Raw genomic sequence first — 15,331 nt, 5'->3', positions numbered from 1 at the left:
GCAGGCCGACTGTCAACGGCGCCGCACGCCCATTGCACGCCATCGAGATGCGGCGCGCACGGGGCGCGTACACGGCCTTACGCAAGTGGCATCGGCGCGCTTTCACTGGCGGTTAAACGCCGCGCGTTCATCTTGATTTACGCGCACGCGCGCCCATCTGCCCCACGTCTCCCGCGTCCCCGGAAAACCACCCATGCGACCGCTGCCTACGCTGCTGACCCTGACCGCCGCCGCTGCCTTCGGCGGTTTCGCCGCCACCGCGATCAACGCGCAACTGGACAACCGCGCCGAGGCCGCGCCGGTGGCGGCGGCACCGCCGCTGTCCGGCGCCGCGCGGCTGCCGTCCTCGGTGGCCGGCGAGCCGCTGCCGTCGCTGGCGCCGATGCTGCAGAAGGTGATGCCGGCGGTGGTGAGCATCAACACCAAGCAGGTGGTACGGGTACGCAATCCGTTCTTCAACGACCCGATCCTGCGCCGCCTGTTCCCGGACATTCCGCAGGAGCGCATCAACGAGTCGCTGGGCTCGGGCGTGATCATCGATGCCAAGAACGGCTACGTGCTCACCAACCACCACGTGGTGGAGAACGCAGACGACGTGCAGGTGACCCTGGCCGACGGGCGCAGCTTCAAGGCCGAGTTCATGGGCTCGGACGCGGACACCGACATCGCGCTGATCCGCATCAAGGCCGACAACCTCACCGAGATCCGCCTGGGCGACAGCGACAAGCTGCGCGTGGGCGATTTCGTCGCCGCCATCGGCAACCCGTTCGGCTTCACCCAGACCGTCACCTCCGGCATCGTCTCGGCGATGGGCCGCAACGGCATCCGCGGCCTGGGCTACCAGAACTTCATCCAGACCGACGCCTCGATCAACCCGGGCAACTCCGGCGGCGCGCTGGTGGACCTGCGCGGCGAACTGGTCGGCATCAACACCGCCAGCTTCAATCCGCAGGGCAGCATGGCCGGCAACATCGGCCTGGGCCTGGCGATCCCGTCGAACCTGGCGCGCGCGGTGGTCGACCAGTTGATCAAGAACAACGGGGTGATGATCCGCGGCACCTTCGGCATCGAGACGCAGAACCTGACCACGCAGATGGCGCAGGGCCTGGGCCTGTCGGCGCCGCGCGGGGCGCTGGTGACGCGGGTGCTGGCCGGCTCGTCGGCCGCGGCCGCCGGGCTGCAGCCGGGCGACGTGGTCGTCGGCGCCAACGGCGAGCGGCTGGACAGCGCCGAGGCGCTGCACAACTACGAGGGCCTGCAGCCGGTAGGCAGCACGGTGACCCTGGACGTGCGCCGCGACGGCAAGCCGCTGCAACTCAAGGTCGCGCTCAAGGAACAGCCCCGCGCGGTCAGCGGCGAGTCGCTGGACCCGCGGCTGAGTGGCGCCACCTTCACCGACCTGCCCGAATCGCTGCGCCAGTCCGGCATCTCCGGCGTACTGATCGGCAACGTGGCGCGCGGCAGCCGCGCGGCGCGCAACGGCCTGGCCGGCGGCGACATCGTGGTGGCCGCCTCGGTCGGCGAGTTCGCCGACCTGGCCAGCTACCGCGCCAACTTCGCGCGCAAGCCGGCGCAGTTGGTGCTGCGCGTGGTGCGCGGCGGCGCGCAGGCCGACCTGGTCATGCAGTGAGGCGACGCCCTCAGTCCAGGCGCGCGGCGTAGTCGTCGCGCACGTGCTGGTTGAGATAGGTGGTGAGGCCGCGCCCGGCCGCGGCCAGGCGCTGCATCTCCAGCACGTGGAGCAGGCCGGGATGATGGCGGTCGTAACGGTAGGTGGCGCCATCGGCGAAGCGCAGCACGATCCAGTCCGGACCGCTGTCGTAGGCGACCACCCCGGCGTGGCCGCTCCGGTTGCCGTATGCGTGCATGACAGGTCCTCCAGGGCTTTTGGGATGGCTGACAAGACGTCGCGAGCCGCCGCCAGTTGGGGTGCGGCCGGCGCGAAGTAACCGCCGTGCACGCGTGGTGCCTGCCGGTTCCGAGCACGTCCGCGCCGACGGTGGCTGCGAGTCGTTTTGCTGGCCGCTCTTGGCCATTCGCCGGCGAGCTCCGACACTATGGCGCATCGCCCGCGGCGACGAGCTAACACCCCGTACACCCCGCCGATGGTATTGGTGTCGCCCCGTTCTGCGCAGCGTCCGCATCGGCGGACGGCAGGCCCCCAAACCCCAGAGGAGACATGCCCATGAATGCCAGCCCGACCAATACCGAAAACCTCAAGGACAACCTGAGCGAGGCCGGCGCGCACCTGAAGTCCGCGGCCAGCTACGCCGGTGATGCGATCAAGGGCGCTGCCGGTGCCGCCGGCGAAGAACTGAAGCTGGGCAAGGCCAACGTCAAGGCCGAGCTGTCCGACAGCGCCCTGTCCGGCTTGGCCGCGGCCGAATTCGGCGGCGCGGCGGCGAAGGAGCAGGTGGACGTGCTGCTGGACAAGGGCCGCGACCTGATCGACAGCGCTGCCGAACTGATCCGCGAGCGTCCGCTGGCGTCGTTCGGCGTGGCCTTCGCCACCGGCTGGATCATCGCCAAGCTGGCGCGCAGCGGCGGCGACAAGTAAGCCGCACGTGAGCGAGGAGCAGGCCCGCGCCGACGGTGCCGCGGCAGACGCCGCGGCCGCACCGTCGCTGGAGGAATCCTTCCGCGCGCTCGGCACCGCCGGCCGCGAAGGACTCACCGCCACCCTGGATACCGGCCGCGCGCTGCGCAAGCTGGTGGCCGCGGATCTGGCCCTGGCCCGCGCCGCGTTGGCGCGGGCCCTGGTATGGCTGACCGTGTCGGTGGCGTTCGGCGCCTCGGCCTGGATGCTGCTGATGGGCGCGATGATCGCCTTGCTGCAGCGCATGGGCTGGTCGTGGCTGGCGTCGATCTCGGCGACGGCCGCCTTCAGCCTGGTGGTCACCGCGCTCGGTGCCTGGCAGGCGTTGCGCTACTTCGACATGAGCAAGCTCGACGCCACCCGCCGCCAGCTGGCCAAGCTGGGCATCGGTGGCGATGACGAGGACAGCGACGAAGACGTCGCCAAGCGCGAGGCCACGCCATGACCCTGCGGCAATTGCAGCACCGCATCGCCCGCGCCGAATCGGTGCTGGAAGGGCGCCAGGAGCAGGTGCGCACGCACTGGACGACCCTGCAGCAGGTCTGGCGCGAAGGCTGGACGCCGTGGCGGATCGTGATCGTTGGCCTCGGCACCGGCTTCCTGGTCGGGCGCGCCGAACCGGCGGCCGTGGTCGGCAAGCTCGGCGGCGCACGCTGGCTGCAGATGCTCAGCGCGGTCTCCAGCCTGATCAACGCCACCACCGCCAAGAGCGCCTCGGACAACGCCGAGCGCGCCTCCGACAATGCCGAGGAGGCGGCGGATACCGCGCAGGACGCGGCCGAGGACGCCAGCACTCCGCCCGCAGCGCAGCCCGCCGCCGCCCCTGCTGCCGGCCCGCGCCCCTGGCCGCCGATGGCCTCGCGTCCCGGGCACCCGGCCGCGGCGGAAGCGGCGACCGACCTGTCCGAGCGCTAGGCCGCCTCCGGCACGCACACGGAGCGCAGTGTAGGAGCGGCTTCAGCCGCGATGGGCGTTCCCGGTAAAGCCCGTCGCGGCTGAAGCCGCTCCTACGATGGCGCCGCACATCCGGTTCCATTGCGGCGCCGCCGGATTGCACGCAGTGCCGGGCGACCGTCGGCGCAACGCCGCGCGCACGCGGCGGCCACGCGGTCTTGATACCGCCCCGGCCACGATCGGCCTACACTTCGCTTCCTTTTCGACGCCGTCCGGCGCGTGCACTGCGGCGCGCGCCGCGGCCACCGTCTCGCAGGTCCGATGAGTACAGTTTCCGATCCCGCGGCCGTCGCCGACGACGCGCCGCACGACGCCCTGCCGCCGCCGCCCGCGCCGCGCCCGCGCGGACCGGTCTCGCTGGTGGTGCTGGCGACGCTGGCGGTCTGCTACACGCTGTGGGCGGCACAGGACGTGATCCTGCCGATCCTGCTCTCGGCCTTCTTCGCCCTGGTCGGCAACCCGATCCTGCGCGTGCTGCAACGGCTGTACCTGCCGCGCTTCCTGGCCGCGCTGCTGGTGCTGCTGTCCGGCATGGCGGTGGCGACGACCCTGACCGTGCAGTTGGCCGGCCCCGCCGCCGAATGGGCGCAGCAGGCGCCGGCGCAGCTGCGCCACCTCGCCACCCAGGTGCGCGACCTGACCAAGCCGATGCAGCAGGCCAACCAGGCCGCGGAGAACTTCGCCCGCGCCGCCGGCGGCGAGAGCGGTCGCCGCGTGCAGGTGATCCGCACGCAGATGGACGACCCGTACAAGGCGCTGGTGCGGACCCCGCGGCTGGCCGCCTCGGTGCTGGCGGTGGTGCTGCTGACGTTCTTCTTCATGGTGTTCGGCGAGAACCTGCAGCGCCATGCGATCGCCTTGCTGCCCAACCGCCAGCAACAGAAGTTCACCACCGAGATCCTGCGCTCGATCGAACGCGAGGTCTCGCGCTACGTCCTGACCATCACCGTGATCAACACGCTGGTCGGCCTGATCTTCGCTGGCATCCTGATCCTGCTGAAGATCCCGCCGCAGGAAGCGTTGCTGTGGGGCACGGTGGTGGCGCTGCTGAACTTCGCGCCGTACGTGGGGCCGCTGATCGGCGCGGTGCTGATGCTGCTGATGGGGTTCGTCGCCTTCCGCGACCCGCTGAGCGCGGCGCTGCCGGCGACCCTGTACCTGGCCCTGCACACGCTCGAGGGCCAGGTAGTGACGCCGATCGTGCTCGGCCGGCGCATGGCGATCTCGCCGCTGATGCTGATCCTGGCGCTGATGCTGTTCGGCTGGCTGTGGGGCATGATCGGCCTGCTGCTGGCGGTGCCGCTGCTGGTGTGCATCAAGATGGTGCTGGCGCGGGTGGAGGGCATGCAGCGCTGGGCACGGCTGCTGGAGTGAGGCGGGGATTCGGGATTGGGCGTCGAAAGCGCCACGGCGTGCTGTCTATCGGATGCGGCCCGCGACGGCGGTGGCGCTTGGCGTAAAATGCGCCGGTGACTTCCATGCCCTCCTTCCCCGTCCGCGCGATCACGCTGGATCTGGACGACACGCTGTGGCCGTTCGCGCCGATCGGCGCGCGCATCGAGCAGGTGCTGCACGACTGGCTGCTGCAGCACAGCCCGGCCACCGCCGCACGCTTCCCGGTCGCGGCGATGCGGCAGCTGCGCGAAGACGTGTTCGCCGCGCATCCGCACCTGCATCACGACCTCAGCGAACTGCGCCGCTTGACGCTGCGCCGCGCGCTGCACGAGAGCGGCGCCGACGCCGCGCTGCTGGAACCGGCCTATGCGGTGTTCCATGCCGCGCGCAACCAGGTGGAGTGCTATCCGGACAGCATCGCCGCGTTGGAGCGCATCGCCGCGCGCGTGCCGGTGGTGGCGTTGAGCAACGGCAACGCCGACCTGGCCACGATCGGCCTGGACCAGCATTTCGCCTTCCAGCTCAGTGCCCGCGAGCACGGCGCGGCCAAGCCGGACCCGGGCATCTTCCGCGCCGCCTGCGCGCGCCTGGGCCTGCCCTGCGCGCAGGTGCTGCACGTGGGCGACCACATCGAGATCGACGTGGTCGGCGCGATGCAGGCCGGCCTGCGCGGCTGCTGGATCAACCGCGATGCGCAGGCTTGGCATCCGCCGACCCCGCCCGACCTGCATTTCGACACCCTCACCGGCCTGGCCGACTGGCTGGACGCGACCCAGCCGGCCGTCGCGCGCGCATGACCCTCGCGCGCTGGCCCGCCGGCCACCTCCCTCTTCCAAGGATCCGCTGATGTCCCTGCCGACCGGCTTCACCGACGCCTCGTCCCACGCGCTGCCGCTGTACGTGCTGGACCGCGACCACCTGGCCGAATGGCGCGCGGCGCAAGCGCCGGCCTGGGCGGCGTGGATGGACGCCCAGCAATTCGTGGCCGCACCGGGCAGCGTGCTGCTGCTGCCGGGCGCCGACGGCGTGGCCGCCGCGGTGCTGGGCGTCGGCGATCGCGGCGATGCGTATGCCTATGCGCATGCGCCGTACGCGCTGCCGGCCGGCAGCACCTGGCGGGTGGAGACGGCGCTGGACGCCGACACGCTTGCGGCGCTGCACCTGGGTTGGGGCCTGGGCAGCTACCGCTTCGCCCGCTACAAGCAACCGGCGCGGCTGCCGGCGCAGTTGCTGGCCACGCCGCAGGCGGAAGTGCGCGACCTGATCGCCGCCAGCCTGCGCGTGCGCGACTGGGTCAACACGCCGACCGAGCACATGGGGCCGGAGCAACTGGAAGACGCCGCGCGCGCGATCGCGCAGGAACACGGTGCGCAGTTCGAGAGCATCGTCGGCGACGCGCTGCTGGCGCAGAACTTCCCGGCGATCCACGCGGTCGGCCGCGCCTCGCACCGCGCGCCGCGGCTGCTGGTGCTGCGCTGGGGCGAGGAGGCGCATCCGCAAGTGGCCCTGGTCGGCAAGGGCGTATGTTTCGACACCGGCGGCCTGGACCTGAAGCCGGCCGACGGCATGCGCAACATGAAGAAGGACATGGGCGGCGCCGCGCACGCCCTGGCGCTGGCCGGGCTGGTGATGGCGCAGCGGCTGCCGCTGCGGCTGACCGTGCTGCTGCCGGCGGTGGAAAACTCCGTCGGCCCGAACGCGTTCCGCCCCGGCGAGGTCATCGCCACCCGCCAGGGCACCAGCGTGGAGATCGACAACACCGACGCCGAAGGCCGCCTGGTGCTGTGCGATGCGCTGGCCTATGCCGGCGAGCAGCGCCCGGACGCAATCCTGGATTTCGCCACCCTGACCGGCGCCGCGCGCATCGCCCTGGGCCCGGACCTGCCGGCACTGTTCAGCAACGACGACACGCTGGCGCAGGCCTGGATCGCCGCCGGCGAGCGCACTCGTGACCCGGTCTGGCGCATGCCGCTGTGGCGCCCGTACCTGCGCTACCTGACCAGCTCGGTCGCCGACCTGGCCAACGCCGGCTCGCGCATGGCCGGCGCGGTGACCGCGGCGCTTTACCTGGAGCGCTTCGTGCCGGCCAGGCAGGTCTGGGCGCACCTGGACGTGTACGCCTGGAACGACAGCGACCGCCCCGGCCGCCCGGCGGGTGGCGAAGCGCTGGCGCTGCGTTCGGCGTATGCGATGTTGAAGGCGCGCTACGCGGGGTAAGCCGCGGTCGATCGGCCTGCGCGCCCCAGGTCGCGCAGGCAGGCGCGGGGCTGGTGTCGAGCGGCATCGGGCGGTGCAGCGCCTCGCGCGTATTCCTTGTAAGCCACTGCGGCCGCGACGCGCGGGGGTGTGAGCATTGCTGTCTTCGGACACCGTCGGGACTGAAGTCCCTCCCACAGTGCAGCACCATGCCCATCGTGCACTCGTAGGAGCGGCTTCAGCCGCGACGCGACGGTGTGAGCAGCGTTGTTGTCTTCGGAAGCCGCCGGGCCTGAAGTCCCTCCCACAATGCACCCTCACACTGATCGTGTTCTTGTAGGAGCGGCTTCAGCCGCGACGGGCCTTCCCATGAACGCCTGTCGCGGCTGAAGCCGCTCCTACGACAGCAGCAGGCCCGCGGCAAGCCAACCGCTGCGCGCTTTCCTGCCGATCGCCATGGCACGCCAACCGGCGCGCCGGCCATGCCTTCAACCCGCCAGCGCCTGCAGCGAATCGCGCTCGATGCCGGCGTAGATGGCGAATTCGTCGTGCACCGGCGCGCCCAGCGCCTGCTCGAATGCGGCGCGGTTGGCGTGCGCGGCGTAGGCGCGCTGTTCGCCGCCGCCGAGGTTGGACTGGAAGATGCCCGCAGCGCTGACCGGCAGGAAATCCTCGTAGACGATCGGGTCGGCGCTGGCCAGACCGTCGGCGATCAATGCTTCGGCCGGCTTGCCGGCCAGGGCGGCGGCGCCGGCGGCGCGACCGGCGTCGGTCAGCGCATAGCGGAAATAGCCCAGGCCCTCGCGGCGCAGGGTGGCGTAGTCGTCGGGGAAATCGGCGAACACGGCATGCAGGCGCGTGGCGTAGTCGGCACCGGCGCTGCCCTCGGCCGCGCGCGCGCGCTCCAGCAGCGCGTCGTACAGCGCGCGACCCTTCGGCGTCAGGGCCAGGCCACGCTGTTCGATCTCGCCGAACCGCGCGGTGTGGGTACCGGCCTCGGCGCTGTCCGCGCCCGCCGGGAAACGCACGGTTTCCTCCAGCGCCTTGAAGCTGGTCTGGCGCAGCAGGATCGGGCAGGCGCGGCGCGGCGGGCCTTCGATCACCGCCTTGGCGTCGATGCCCCGGCGCAGCATTTCCGCCTGCGCCGCGTCGATGTCCAGGGTGCGCGGGGTCAGGTGGTTGATGTGCGGGCCGTGGAAGCTGACCACGTCGGCGATCAGCTTGTGCGCCTCGCTCAGCGCACGGTAGGTCGGCAGGCTCACGGTGGCGTCGCTGTGCCAGCGGAAGGTCTCCAGCGCCTCGGCAACGAAACGCTGCGCATCCGCGTCGACCAGGCCGCCGTCGCGTTCGCATTGCGCGATCAACGCGAGGGCGCCGTCGGTGAAGATGCGCCGCTTGGCGAGGATCTGCGCGGCCTGCTCGCGCAGCGCTGGGTCCTCGATCAGCTCCATCCGCAGCAGCGAAGTGAACACGCGGAACGGGTTGCGCGCCAGCGCCGCGGCATCCAGCGGGCGGAACGCGGTGGAGTGCACCGGCACGCCGGCCACCGACAGGTCGTAATACCCCACCGGCGCCATGCCCATCACCGCGAACAGGCGGCGCAGGGTGGCCAGTTCCTCGGCAGTGCCGACGCGGATCGCGCCATGCCGCTCCTGGTCCAGCCGCGCGCGTTCGTCGTTGCGCTGCAGTTGCGCCTCCAACGCCGGGTCCGCGGCCAGGGTCTGCGCATTGACCTGCGCCACCAGCTCCATCAGCGTGCCGTACAACGGCACCTCGGTGCGGTACATGTCGGACATGGCCTGCGCAAACAGGCTGCGGATAGCGTCGGGCGAAACGAAGGCGTTGGTCATCGGGCGGTCCGGAGCGGCGGTGGCGCCGGCGGCAGGACCGGCAGAACGCCTATTCTCGCGCCGCGGCGGCGGCGCGGCCAGTGTGGATGAACCCGCGGCGCGTATCGGTGCGGCACGGACGTGGCCTGCACCGCTGTCTCCTTCTCCCGCCGGGAGAAGGTGCCCCGCAGGGGCGGATGCGGGTCCGGGCGCAGCCTCGTGCACCCAAACTGCGTGAGGCGCTGCGCGCCCCGACCCTCGCCCCAACCCCTCTCCCGGGGGGTGAGGGGCTAGGTATGCGCTGACGTTGATGCATAACGGTGCATGCATGCCGTGCAGGACAACGGGACGTTCGCGCAACGACATGGGCGAACGTGCAGGCGGCCGCTCTGTGTCGTTGTGCTCCTCCGCGCTTATTGCGTGCGCGCGGATCCGTCCTGCGGCTGCGCCGCGGCGCGATCGCGTGCGGCGCGGTCGCCCAATTGCCGGCGCAACAGTGCGTCCAGCACGATCGGGCGATCCCAGTGGTCGTAGCTGGCGACGATGGCATGGCGCAGCGCACGATAGGCCAGCGAACCGGGCGGCGCGTCCATGTCGCTCGCCACCGTCGCCCAGCCGGCAGCGACACCGGCGGCCGTGCGTGCGCGCACCACCTCGCGGTAGGGTCGCCCCGCCGCCTTGGCCAGGAACGCCGCGACATAGACATCGCGCGGCGGCCAGCGCCGATCGTGCAGCAGGACCTCGGCATAACCGTGCGGCATCTGCGCATAGCGCGCGATCTCGTCGAGAAAGCTGTCGGGATAGCGCGCGGCGTAGCGGTCGATGTCGAGCAACTGACGGTCGATCCAGGCATCGTCGGTGCCGGGCACCTCGACCGGTGCCGTCTCCCCGCTGTCAGAGGCAGGGGCGCGCGCGGGCGCCGCCGCCCCCTGCGCCATGGCCGGGCCGGCCGCCAGCAGGGCGGCGCACAGGAACAGACCGGCAGGAGACGGACGCAGAGGCATGCGTCGATTCTGCCGGAGGCAGGGGGCGCTGTCAGCGCGGCAAGCCGGCAGGTATGCACACCGAGGCCTCGGCGGTGTCGCGGCTGAAGCCGCTCCTACGCCACAAGGCCAGCGGCCGATGATGCCAACGCCGCTGGGCGAGGGATCCACTCAGCCCCGCTGCAGGCTCGCCGCATGCCGGTTGAGATCCGCCACCGCCTGCGGCCAGTCCGCGGCCGCGGCGACTTCGCGCAGGCGCGGTTCGTCGGCCGACAGCCCGTGCTCGGCCTCGTGCGCCCAGGTGGTGGTGTATGGCGTATGGATGCCCCAGCCGCCGAGCGCGATCACCGGCTCCACGTCCGACCGCAGCGAGTTGCCGATCATCACGAAGCGCTCGGCGCCGATGCCGAACTCGGACAGCACCTTGGCGTAGGTCTTCGGGTCTTTCTCGGACACGATTTCGATGCGCGGGAACAGGTCGCCCAGGCCGGACTGCGCGATCTTGGCTTCCTGGTGGAACAGGTCGCCCTTGGTGATCAGCACGATCTCGAACTCGGCGGCGATCGTCGCCACCGCCTCGCGCACGCCGGCGATCACCTCCACTGGGTGCTGCAACGTGCTGCGCCCGATCTCGACGATGCGCCCGATGTCGCGCGCGGAGATCCGCGCATCGGTCAGCTCGATCGCCGCCTCGATCATCGACAGGGTCATGCCCTTCGCGCCGTAGCCGAACACCGCCAGGTTGCGCCGCTCCACCGTCAGCAGGTGCTGCAGGGTGCGGGCGTCGTGCAGGTCCAGGTACTGGCCGAGGATGGCTTCGAACGCGGCCTCGGCGTCGCGGTAGTAGTCCTCGCTCTTCCACAGGGTGTCGTCGCCGTCGAAACCGACCAGGGCGATGGGGGAAGCACGCAAGGCAGTCGGCGTCGGCATCATCCGCCAAGCATAGCAGCGGCCTCCGACCCGCAGACACCTCCCCTGCCCCACCGCGCAAACGCACGACGGCGGCCCATGGCCGCCGTCGTGGTGGAGCGTTGATGGAAAGACGCTCGCGGTGATGCGCTGGAGTCCGGTTCCGGCAAGGCGGTGCGCGTCCTCATCGCCGCGCGACCGCCGTGCCGGGACCGCTCCCGTTACTGGCCGCCGTTGCTGTCGCTGCCGGTCGCCGCGCCGCCCTGCTGCTTGGCGACGTAGGCCTTGTACTCGTCCGGGGTCAGCTTGCCGTTATGGTCGGCATCGGCCTGGGCGAAGATCTGGCTGAGGCCGGCATTGACCTGCGCCTCCTGCTTGCTGATGGCGCCGTCCTTGTCGGCGTCCACATCGGCCCAGGTCTGGCCGCCGCCCGAGGCCGCGCCGGCCTGCCCACTCTGGCCGGTGGCGCTGGTGGACGACTGCGTCTGCGCCTGCGCGGCGGCATCGGCCTGCTGCGCGTCCTGGGCAAACGCCGGCAGGGCCAGCGCGGCGGCGAGGAGGGCGGCGGTACCGATCAGCGGGGTGCGGGTGCGAATGTTCATGGGTGGATTCTCCTTGGCTCTCTCGGTGTGGCATGTCCGGTCGATTCCGGACACGGCGCTACCGTGCCGGTCTCAGACTGAATCCATTCCCTGTCGAAAATCGCCGCCAAACGGATCGTTAACCACGGCGCCCGCACGGCGCGCTACCGCAATGGTTAGGGCTTCGTCAGCGTGCGGTAAGGCGTCCATTCGAGACGTTTGGATTGCAGAAAGAAAACGTCTGTTTCAGCGTGTTTCGTGACCGCCGTCGCCGGCGTTTTCGCTTGAACGTCCCCTGAATGCAACCCAGGCCAGCGCCACGCCAGCGAGCGCGCCGGCCACTTCCAGCACCACCCGCGAGCCCAGTTCGTCCGGGTCGTGGATGCTGGCCAGGGCGATGCGCGCGTACAACGGCGACTCCAGGCGCACGATGCTGGTGTAGAACAGGTTCCAGCAGTCGATGCCGGCCGACACCGCCACCGCGATCAGGCACGCGCCGCCCAGCTGCTGGCCCTCGGACCAGCCCCATCGCCGGCCCAACCATTGCCACAGCGCATAGACCAGGAAGCCGACCGCCAATGCGATCAGCCCGGCTTCCAGCGAGCCCAGCAGGCCGAAGTGCAGCGGCAGGTTCATCGGGTGTCCTCGGTCGGCAAGGGCACAAGTCTAGAGGGTGTCGCGCATCGGCGTGCGGCACGGCGCGCCGACGCGCGGCTCAACTGGCGTTTTCGGCGATCGCGCTCACCACCGGCGCGCCGTCCTCGTCCCAGCGCACCGTGATCAACATCGGCTTGCAGCAGACCTGGCAGTCCTCGACGTATTGCTGCACGTCCACCGACGGATCCAGCGCGACGTCGATCCATTCGCCGCAGTAAGGGCATTGCAGGTCGACGAACTGGTGCGTGCCGGTCATGGAGGGGTCCGTAGCGAAGATGAGGCGCCGCTAGCGCACCGGCACGTCGAAGGCGACGCCGGGGCTGGGCTCGGGCTGGAAGGTGAAGTGCCACCATTCCATCGGATAGTTGACGAAGCCGCGCGCGGCCATCGCCTTCAACAGCTGCCGACGGTGCGCACGCTGCGTGGCGTCGATGGCCGGCGTGTCGGTGTGCGCGCTGGCGTCGAAGAAGTCGAAGCCGGTGCCCATGTCCAGCGCGCGGCAGGCGCCCTGGCGGCAGTCCAGCAAGCCCAGGTCGACGGTGGCGCCGCGGCTGTGGCCGGAGTGCTCGGCGATGTAGTCGCCGAGCAACACGCTCTTGTCGAGCTTCGGGTAGTAGCGCGCCTTGGCCACCTGGTCCTGCGGATCGCGCGCCCAGGCGACGAAGGCACGCACCGACCGCTGCGGCCGGTAGCAGTCGAACACCTGCAGGCGGTAGCCCTTGGCCTGCAGGTCGCGCTGCACCTGCGCCAGGGCCTGCGCGGCCGGCGCCAGCAGATAGCATTTGGGCGCGTCGTAGCCCGGCACCGGGCGACCGGTGAAGTTGTCGTGGCCGGCGTAGCGGATGTCCATCGCGATCTCCGGCGCCAGCGCATGCACGTCCACCAGTCCCGCCTGCTCCGGCGTGGTCGCCGGCGAGGTGATCGGTTCCGCAGCGAACGTGGCGGGCGCGACGGCGAACGCGAGCGTCAGGCCCAGCGCGCGCAGCGCGCCATGCCGGCGCCAGGGGCGCGAGGAATGGTGGTGGCGTGAGCGGCGGTCATGCGGCATCTGCGCAGCATAGGCCATGGCCGTTGCCGCTGTCCTGCCGCGCTCCCGTGATGCGCAATGCCACTTCGCAATGAGGGCGGGCAGCGGCGCGTGCCGATGACCGCCCTGCGCAGTGCGCATCAACGCCCCGGCGTCTGCGCCTGGGTCTGGGTGCGCTGCTGGTCCTGCACCTGCCGCTCCTGCGCTTGGCGCTGGGTTTCGGCCGCCAGCTGCTGCTGGCTCTGCTCCAGCGGCACGGTCGCCGCCTGCTGGCGATCGACGTAGGCGCGGTGCACGTCGTGCGCGTTTTCCGGATTGCGCTGTACCGCGATCATGCCGCGGCCATCGGTGCTGGCGACCAGGTCGTCGATGCGCGACATGCCGCTGACCTTGGCTTCGAACGCCAATTGCCCGGCCGCACGCTGCATGGACTCGCGGTCGCCGTAGCCACCGTTGCGCCCTTGCTTTTCCAGCTGCGCGACCGCCTGGTCGAACAACGGATTGTCGCGCCGCAACTGCTCCACGCCCTGCTGCCGCTGCACGCTGCGCTCGATCGCCGCCAGCGTCTCCGGGCCGGCCTTGCCGTCCACGCCCTTCAGGTGCTGGTCCTGCTGGAACTTCTCCACCGCCGCTTCGGTCTTGGGGCCGTAGGTGCCGATCGCATCCTTGGCCTCCAGGTAGCCGAGCGTGGCCAGCTTCTCCTGCAGGCCCTTCACCGCCTCGCCCTGCGCATTGCGCGCCAGCACGCCGCCGTGCGCGGCCGGCTCGCGATGGCCGTCCTGCGGCTTCGGCGCCGTGTGCCCGTCGCGTTGCTCGCCGGGCTTGGCGACGGTCTTGCCGAGGTCGGCCAGCTTGAGCAGGTCGGCCTTCTCGTTCTCGGCACGGTTCTGCAGCGAATCCAGGGTCTTCTGCTTGTGCACGCGCGGGAACAGCTCCTTGACGTGCTCGGCCTTGTAGTCCTGCACCGCGCTGACAATCTCCTTGTCGGAGATCTTGGACAGGTCGGCCTGCTTGCCGAACTTCTCCTCCATGGCGCGCAGGAACACGCCGGAGCCGCCCGGCTTCTTGTCGCTGCCGGGGCCGTACTGGACCGCGGTGCTCCACATCGCGTCCTGCACTGCCGGGCCGCGGTCGGACAGGTCCAGGCCCTTGTCCTTGAGCCGGTCGACCAGTTTGTCGAAGTGCGTGCGCTTGATGTAGTCGTGCTGTTCCTGGCCGAAGCTGGGGTCGGTCTTGGCCAACTCCTTCCACTTGGCGCTGAAGGCGTCCGAGCCCGGCTTGAGGCCGGCGAAGTCGTCGCTGTACTTGCTGTCCTTGACGAAGGCGGCGACGGTGCCGCCGTTGATGACCTTGCCCTCGCGGGTGGTGGTCTGCGAGGTCATCTGATACGAGCCGTAGGACACGCCGCCCGGGTCGTCGACGCCGGAGGACACGGTCGACGCGCCGCGGCCGCCGGTCTCGTAGTGCTTGGAGGTCTGGCCCAGTTCCCAATCCTTGTCGCTCATCGCGTTCTCCTTGGCAGGACGCGCGGCGTGGAAGGCGCCGCGCGTCGGGGTTCAATACAGAGGGTGAAATCAGTGCGCTTCGAGTTCGTCGGCGCGGCGTGCGGTCATTTCCAGGCGGCATTCGGCCGCATCCACGCGCTCGGCCTGGCCGCCGTCCGGATCGGCGACGCACTTCTCGTCGCGTTCGGCGATCCACTTGCGCTGCCGCTCGCGCAGCGCGTGCTGCTCGGCCTCGCCGAGCTTGGCCATCGCCGCCTTGTAGGCGGTGTTGAGGCGCTGGTCCTGGTAGGCGTGTTCGTCGGAAATGCAATCCAGCATCGCCGGGGTGGCGCCGCCGGCGGCGGTGATGCAGGTGTCGTAGGACGGTCGCAGCACGGGGGAATCTCCTGAAGCGGGGGAAGGGCTGGGCGCCGCCGGCGTCGCGGCCGGCGTGGCGGCACCCGCGTCGGCCTGGGTGCCGGCCTCGTGGGTGGCCGCGGGAGCCGCCGCAGTCGCGGGGTCCGCCGCTGGAGCGGCCGGCGCCTGCGCCTGACTGGGCGTGGAAGACGGCGCGCTGCAGGCGGCGGTGGCCACGCACAACAGCAGCAGGGAAGAGTGGTGGAAAGCCTTGGCGATGGCCATGGTCGGGTTGCGTCCTTGTCGTTTGCGCGAGCGGAAAGGCGAGGTTCTAATCGATCGTGGCGCACGCTGTCCATCGCG

The 15,331-nt window shown here is 70.7% G+C and carries 17 protein-coding genes and 1 other RNA gene; 7 read left to right on the top strand and 11 right to left on the bottom strand.

What is annotated here, in order from left to right:
• The first annotated feature begins 193 nt into the window (after positions 1-193).
• Positions 194-1,630, top strand: coding sequence for a Do family serine endopeptidase (locus tag FHR56_RS12005; RefSeq protein WP_160945666.1), 1,437 nt, complete (start codon positions 194-196; stop codon positions 1,628-1,630).
• A 10-nt stretch (positions 1,631-1,640) separates the two neighbouring features.
• Here the strand turns inward: FHR56_RS12005 and FHR56_RS12000 are convergent, their stop codons facing one another.
• Positions 1,641-1,868, bottom strand: a complete 228-nt coding sequence (locus FHR56_RS12000; protein WP_160945667.1) for a hypothetical protein — start codon at positions 1,866-1,868, stop codon at positions 1,641-1,643.
• A 26-nt stretch (positions 1,869-1,894) separates the two neighbouring features.
• Positions 1,895-1,971: non-coding RNA, sX9 sRNA (locus FHR56_RS11995), on the bottom strand.
• A 214-nt stretch (positions 1,972-2,185) separates the two neighbouring features.
• On the opposite strand from FHR56_RS11995, the gene FHR56_RS11990 reads away from it, so the two are divergent.
• The 6 genes from FHR56_RS11990 to FHR56_RS11965 all read left to right on the top strand — a co-directional run bounded on the left by FHR56_RS11990 (position 2,186) and on the right by FHR56_RS11965 (position 7,162).
• A complete protein-coding gene (locus FHR56_RS11990) occupies positions 2,186-2,557 on the top strand; it encodes a hypothetical protein (RefSeq protein ID WP_010340149.1) in 372 nt (123 codons plus the stop codon).
• A 7-nt stretch (positions 2,558-2,564) separates the two neighbouring features.
• Positions 2,565-3,041, top strand: coding sequence for a phage holin family protein (locus tag FHR56_RS11985; protein ID WP_160945668.1), 477 nt, complete (start codon positions 2,565-2,567; stop codon positions 3,039-3,041).
• On the top strand, positions 3,038-3,511 hold the full coding sequence (locus FHR56_RS11980) for a hypothetical protein (protein ID WP_160945669.1): 474 nt from the start codon (positions 3,038-3,040) through the stop codon (positions 3,509-3,511). The genes FHR56_RS11985 and FHR56_RS11980 overlap by 4 nt, the downstream gene beginning before the upstream one ends.
• Positions 3,512-3,811: 300 nt before the next feature.
• Entirely contained in the window at positions 3,812-4,924 is a 1,113-nt protein-coding gene (locus FHR56_RS11975) for an AI-2E family transporter (protein ID WP_160945670.1), read from the top strand.
• Between the two features lie 104 nt (positions 4,925-5,028).
• Positions 5,029-5,742, top strand: a complete 714-nt coding sequence (locus FHR56_RS11970; RefSeq protein WP_160945671.1) for an HAD family hydrolase — start codon at positions 5,029-5,031, stop codon at positions 5,740-5,742.
• Positions 5,743-5,791: 49 nt separating this feature from the next.
• Positions 5,792-7,162 (top strand): leucyl aminopeptidase family protein, encoded by a 1,371-nt coding sequence (locus FHR56_RS11965; RefSeq protein ID WP_160945672.1) that lies wholly within the window; start codon positions 5,792-5,794, stop codon positions 7,160-7,162.
• 467 nt (positions 7,163-7,629) lie between these two features.
• Here FHR56_RS11965 and FHR56_RS11960 read toward each other — a convergent pair whose 3' ends face one another.
• The 9 genes from FHR56_RS11960 to FHR56_RS20625 all read right to left on the bottom strand — a co-directional run bounded on the left by FHR56_RS11960 (position 7,630) and on the right by FHR56_RS20625 (position 15,253).
• Positions 7,630-8,991 (bottom strand): VOC family protein, encoded by a 1,362-nt coding sequence (locus FHR56_RS11960; protein WP_160945673.1) that lies wholly within the window; start codon positions 8,989-8,991, stop codon positions 7,630-7,632.
• A gap of 392 nt (positions 8,992-9,383) precedes the next feature.
• Entirely contained in the window at positions 9,384-9,974 is a 591-nt protein-coding gene (locus tag FHR56_RS11955) for a hypothetical protein (RefSeq protein WP_202406803.1), read from the bottom strand.
• A gap of 150 nt (positions 9,975-10,124) precedes the next feature.
• On the bottom strand, positions 10,125-10,883 hold the full coding sequence (locus FHR56_RS11950) for an HAD family hydrolase (RefSeq protein WP_160945674.1): 759 nt from the start codon (positions 10,881-10,883) through the stop codon (positions 10,125-10,127).
• 200 nt (positions 10,884-11,083) lie between these two features.
• Complete coding sequence (locus FHR56_RS11945) at positions 11,084-11,464, bottom strand: EF-hand domain-containing protein (RefSeq protein WP_160945675.1); 381 nt, start codon at positions 11,462-11,464, stop codon at positions 11,084-11,086.
• Between the two features lie 225 nt (positions 11,465-11,689).
• Positions 11,690-12,079 (bottom strand): hypothetical protein, encoded by a 390-nt coding sequence (locus tag FHR56_RS11940; protein ID WP_160945676.1) that lies wholly within the window; start codon positions 12,077-12,079, stop codon positions 11,690-11,692.
• Positions 12,080-12,158: 79 nt separating this feature from the next.
• Entirely contained in the window at positions 12,159-12,356 is a 198-nt protein-coding gene (locus FHR56_RS11935) for a CPXCG motif-containing cysteine-rich protein (protein ID WP_160945677.1), read from the bottom strand.
• A 30-nt stretch (positions 12,357-12,386) separates the two neighbouring features.
• A complete protein-coding gene (locus tag FHR56_RS11930) occupies positions 12,387-13,076 on the bottom strand; it encodes a M15 family metallopeptidase (RefSeq protein ID WP_160945755.1) in 690 nt (229 codons plus the stop codon).
• 191 nt (positions 13,077-13,267) lie between these two features.
• Entirely contained in the window at positions 13,268-14,632 is a 1,365-nt protein-coding gene (locus tag FHR56_RS11925) for a peptidoglycan-binding protein (RefSeq protein ID WP_160945678.1), read from the bottom strand.
• 69 nt (positions 14,633-14,701) lie between these two features.
• Positions 14,702-15,253 (bottom strand): lysozyme inhibitor LprI family protein, encoded by a 552-nt coding sequence (locus FHR56_RS20625; protein WP_237473027.1) that lies wholly within the window; start codon positions 15,251-15,253, stop codon positions 14,702-14,704.
• Between the last annotated feature and the right edge of the window lie 78 nt (positions 15,254-15,331).

Origin of the sequence: Xanthomonas sp. F10 (assembly GCF_014206815.1) — a bacterium.
Taxonomy (GTDB): Bacteria; Pseudomonadota; Gammaproteobacteria; order Xanthomonadales; family Xanthomonadaceae; genus Xanthomonas_A; species Xanthomonas_A indica.
Note: the sequence above shows the minus strand (reverse complement) of the source record. Positions and strands in the feature narration are given on the sequence as shown.

Coding starts and splice junctions, on each gene's coding strand:
- FHR56_RS12005 (WP_160945666.1), top strand. CDS start 194: ATGCGACCGCTGCCTACGCTGCTGACCCTGACCGCCGCCGCTGCCTTC.
- FHR56_RS12000 (WP_160945667.1), bottom strand. CDS start 1,868: ATGCACGCATACGGCAACCGGAGCGGCCACGCCGGGGTGGTCGCCTAC.
- FHR56_RS11990 (WP_010340149.1), top strand. CDS start 2,186: ATGAATGCCAGCCCGACCAATACCGAAAACCTCAAGGACAACCTGAGC.
- FHR56_RS11980 (WP_160945669.1), top strand. CDS start 3,038: ATGACCCTGCGGCAATTGCAGCACCGCATCGCCCGCGCCGAATCGGTG.
- FHR56_RS11975 (WP_160945670.1), top strand. CDS start 3,812: ATGAGTACAGTTTCCGATCCCGCGGCCGTCGCCGACGACGCGCCGCAC.
- FHR56_RS11970 (WP_160945671.1), top strand. CDS start 5,029: ATGCCCTCCTTCCCCGTCCGCGCGATCACGCTGGATCTGGACGACACG.
- FHR56_RS11965 (WP_160945672.1), top strand. CDS start 5,792: ATGTCCCTGCCGACCGGCTTCACCGACGCCTCGTCCCACGCGCTGCCG.
- FHR56_RS11960 (WP_160945673.1), bottom strand. CDS start 8,991: ATGACCAACGCCTTCGTTTCGCCCGACGCTATCCGCAGCCTGTTTGCG.
- FHR56_RS11955 (WP_202406803.1), bottom strand. CDS start 9,974: ATGCCTCTGCGTCCGTCTCCTGCCGGTCTGTTCCTGTGCGCCGCCCTG.
- FHR56_RS11950 (WP_160945674.1), bottom strand. CDS start 10,883: ATGCCGACGCCGACTGCCTTGCGTGCTTCCCCCATCGCCCTGGTCGGT.
- FHR56_RS11945 (WP_160945675.1), bottom strand. CDS start 11,464: ATGAACATTCGCACCCGCACCCCGCTGATCGGTACCGCCGCCCTCCTC.
- FHR56_RS11940 (WP_160945676.1), bottom strand. CDS start 12,079: ATGAACCTGCCGCTGCACTTCGGCCTGCTGGGCTCGCTGGAAGCCGGG.
- FHR56_RS11935 (WP_160945677.1), bottom strand. CDS start 12,356: ATGACCGGCACGCACCAGTTCGTCGACCTGCAATGCCCTTACTGCGGC.
- FHR56_RS11925 (WP_160945678.1), bottom strand. CDS start 14,632: ATGAGCGACAAGGATTGGGAACTGGGCCAGACCTCCAAGCACTACGAG.
- FHR56_RS20625 (WP_237473027.1), bottom strand. CDS start 15,253: ATGGCCATCGCCAAGGCTTTCCACCACTCTTCCCTGCTGCTGTTGTGC.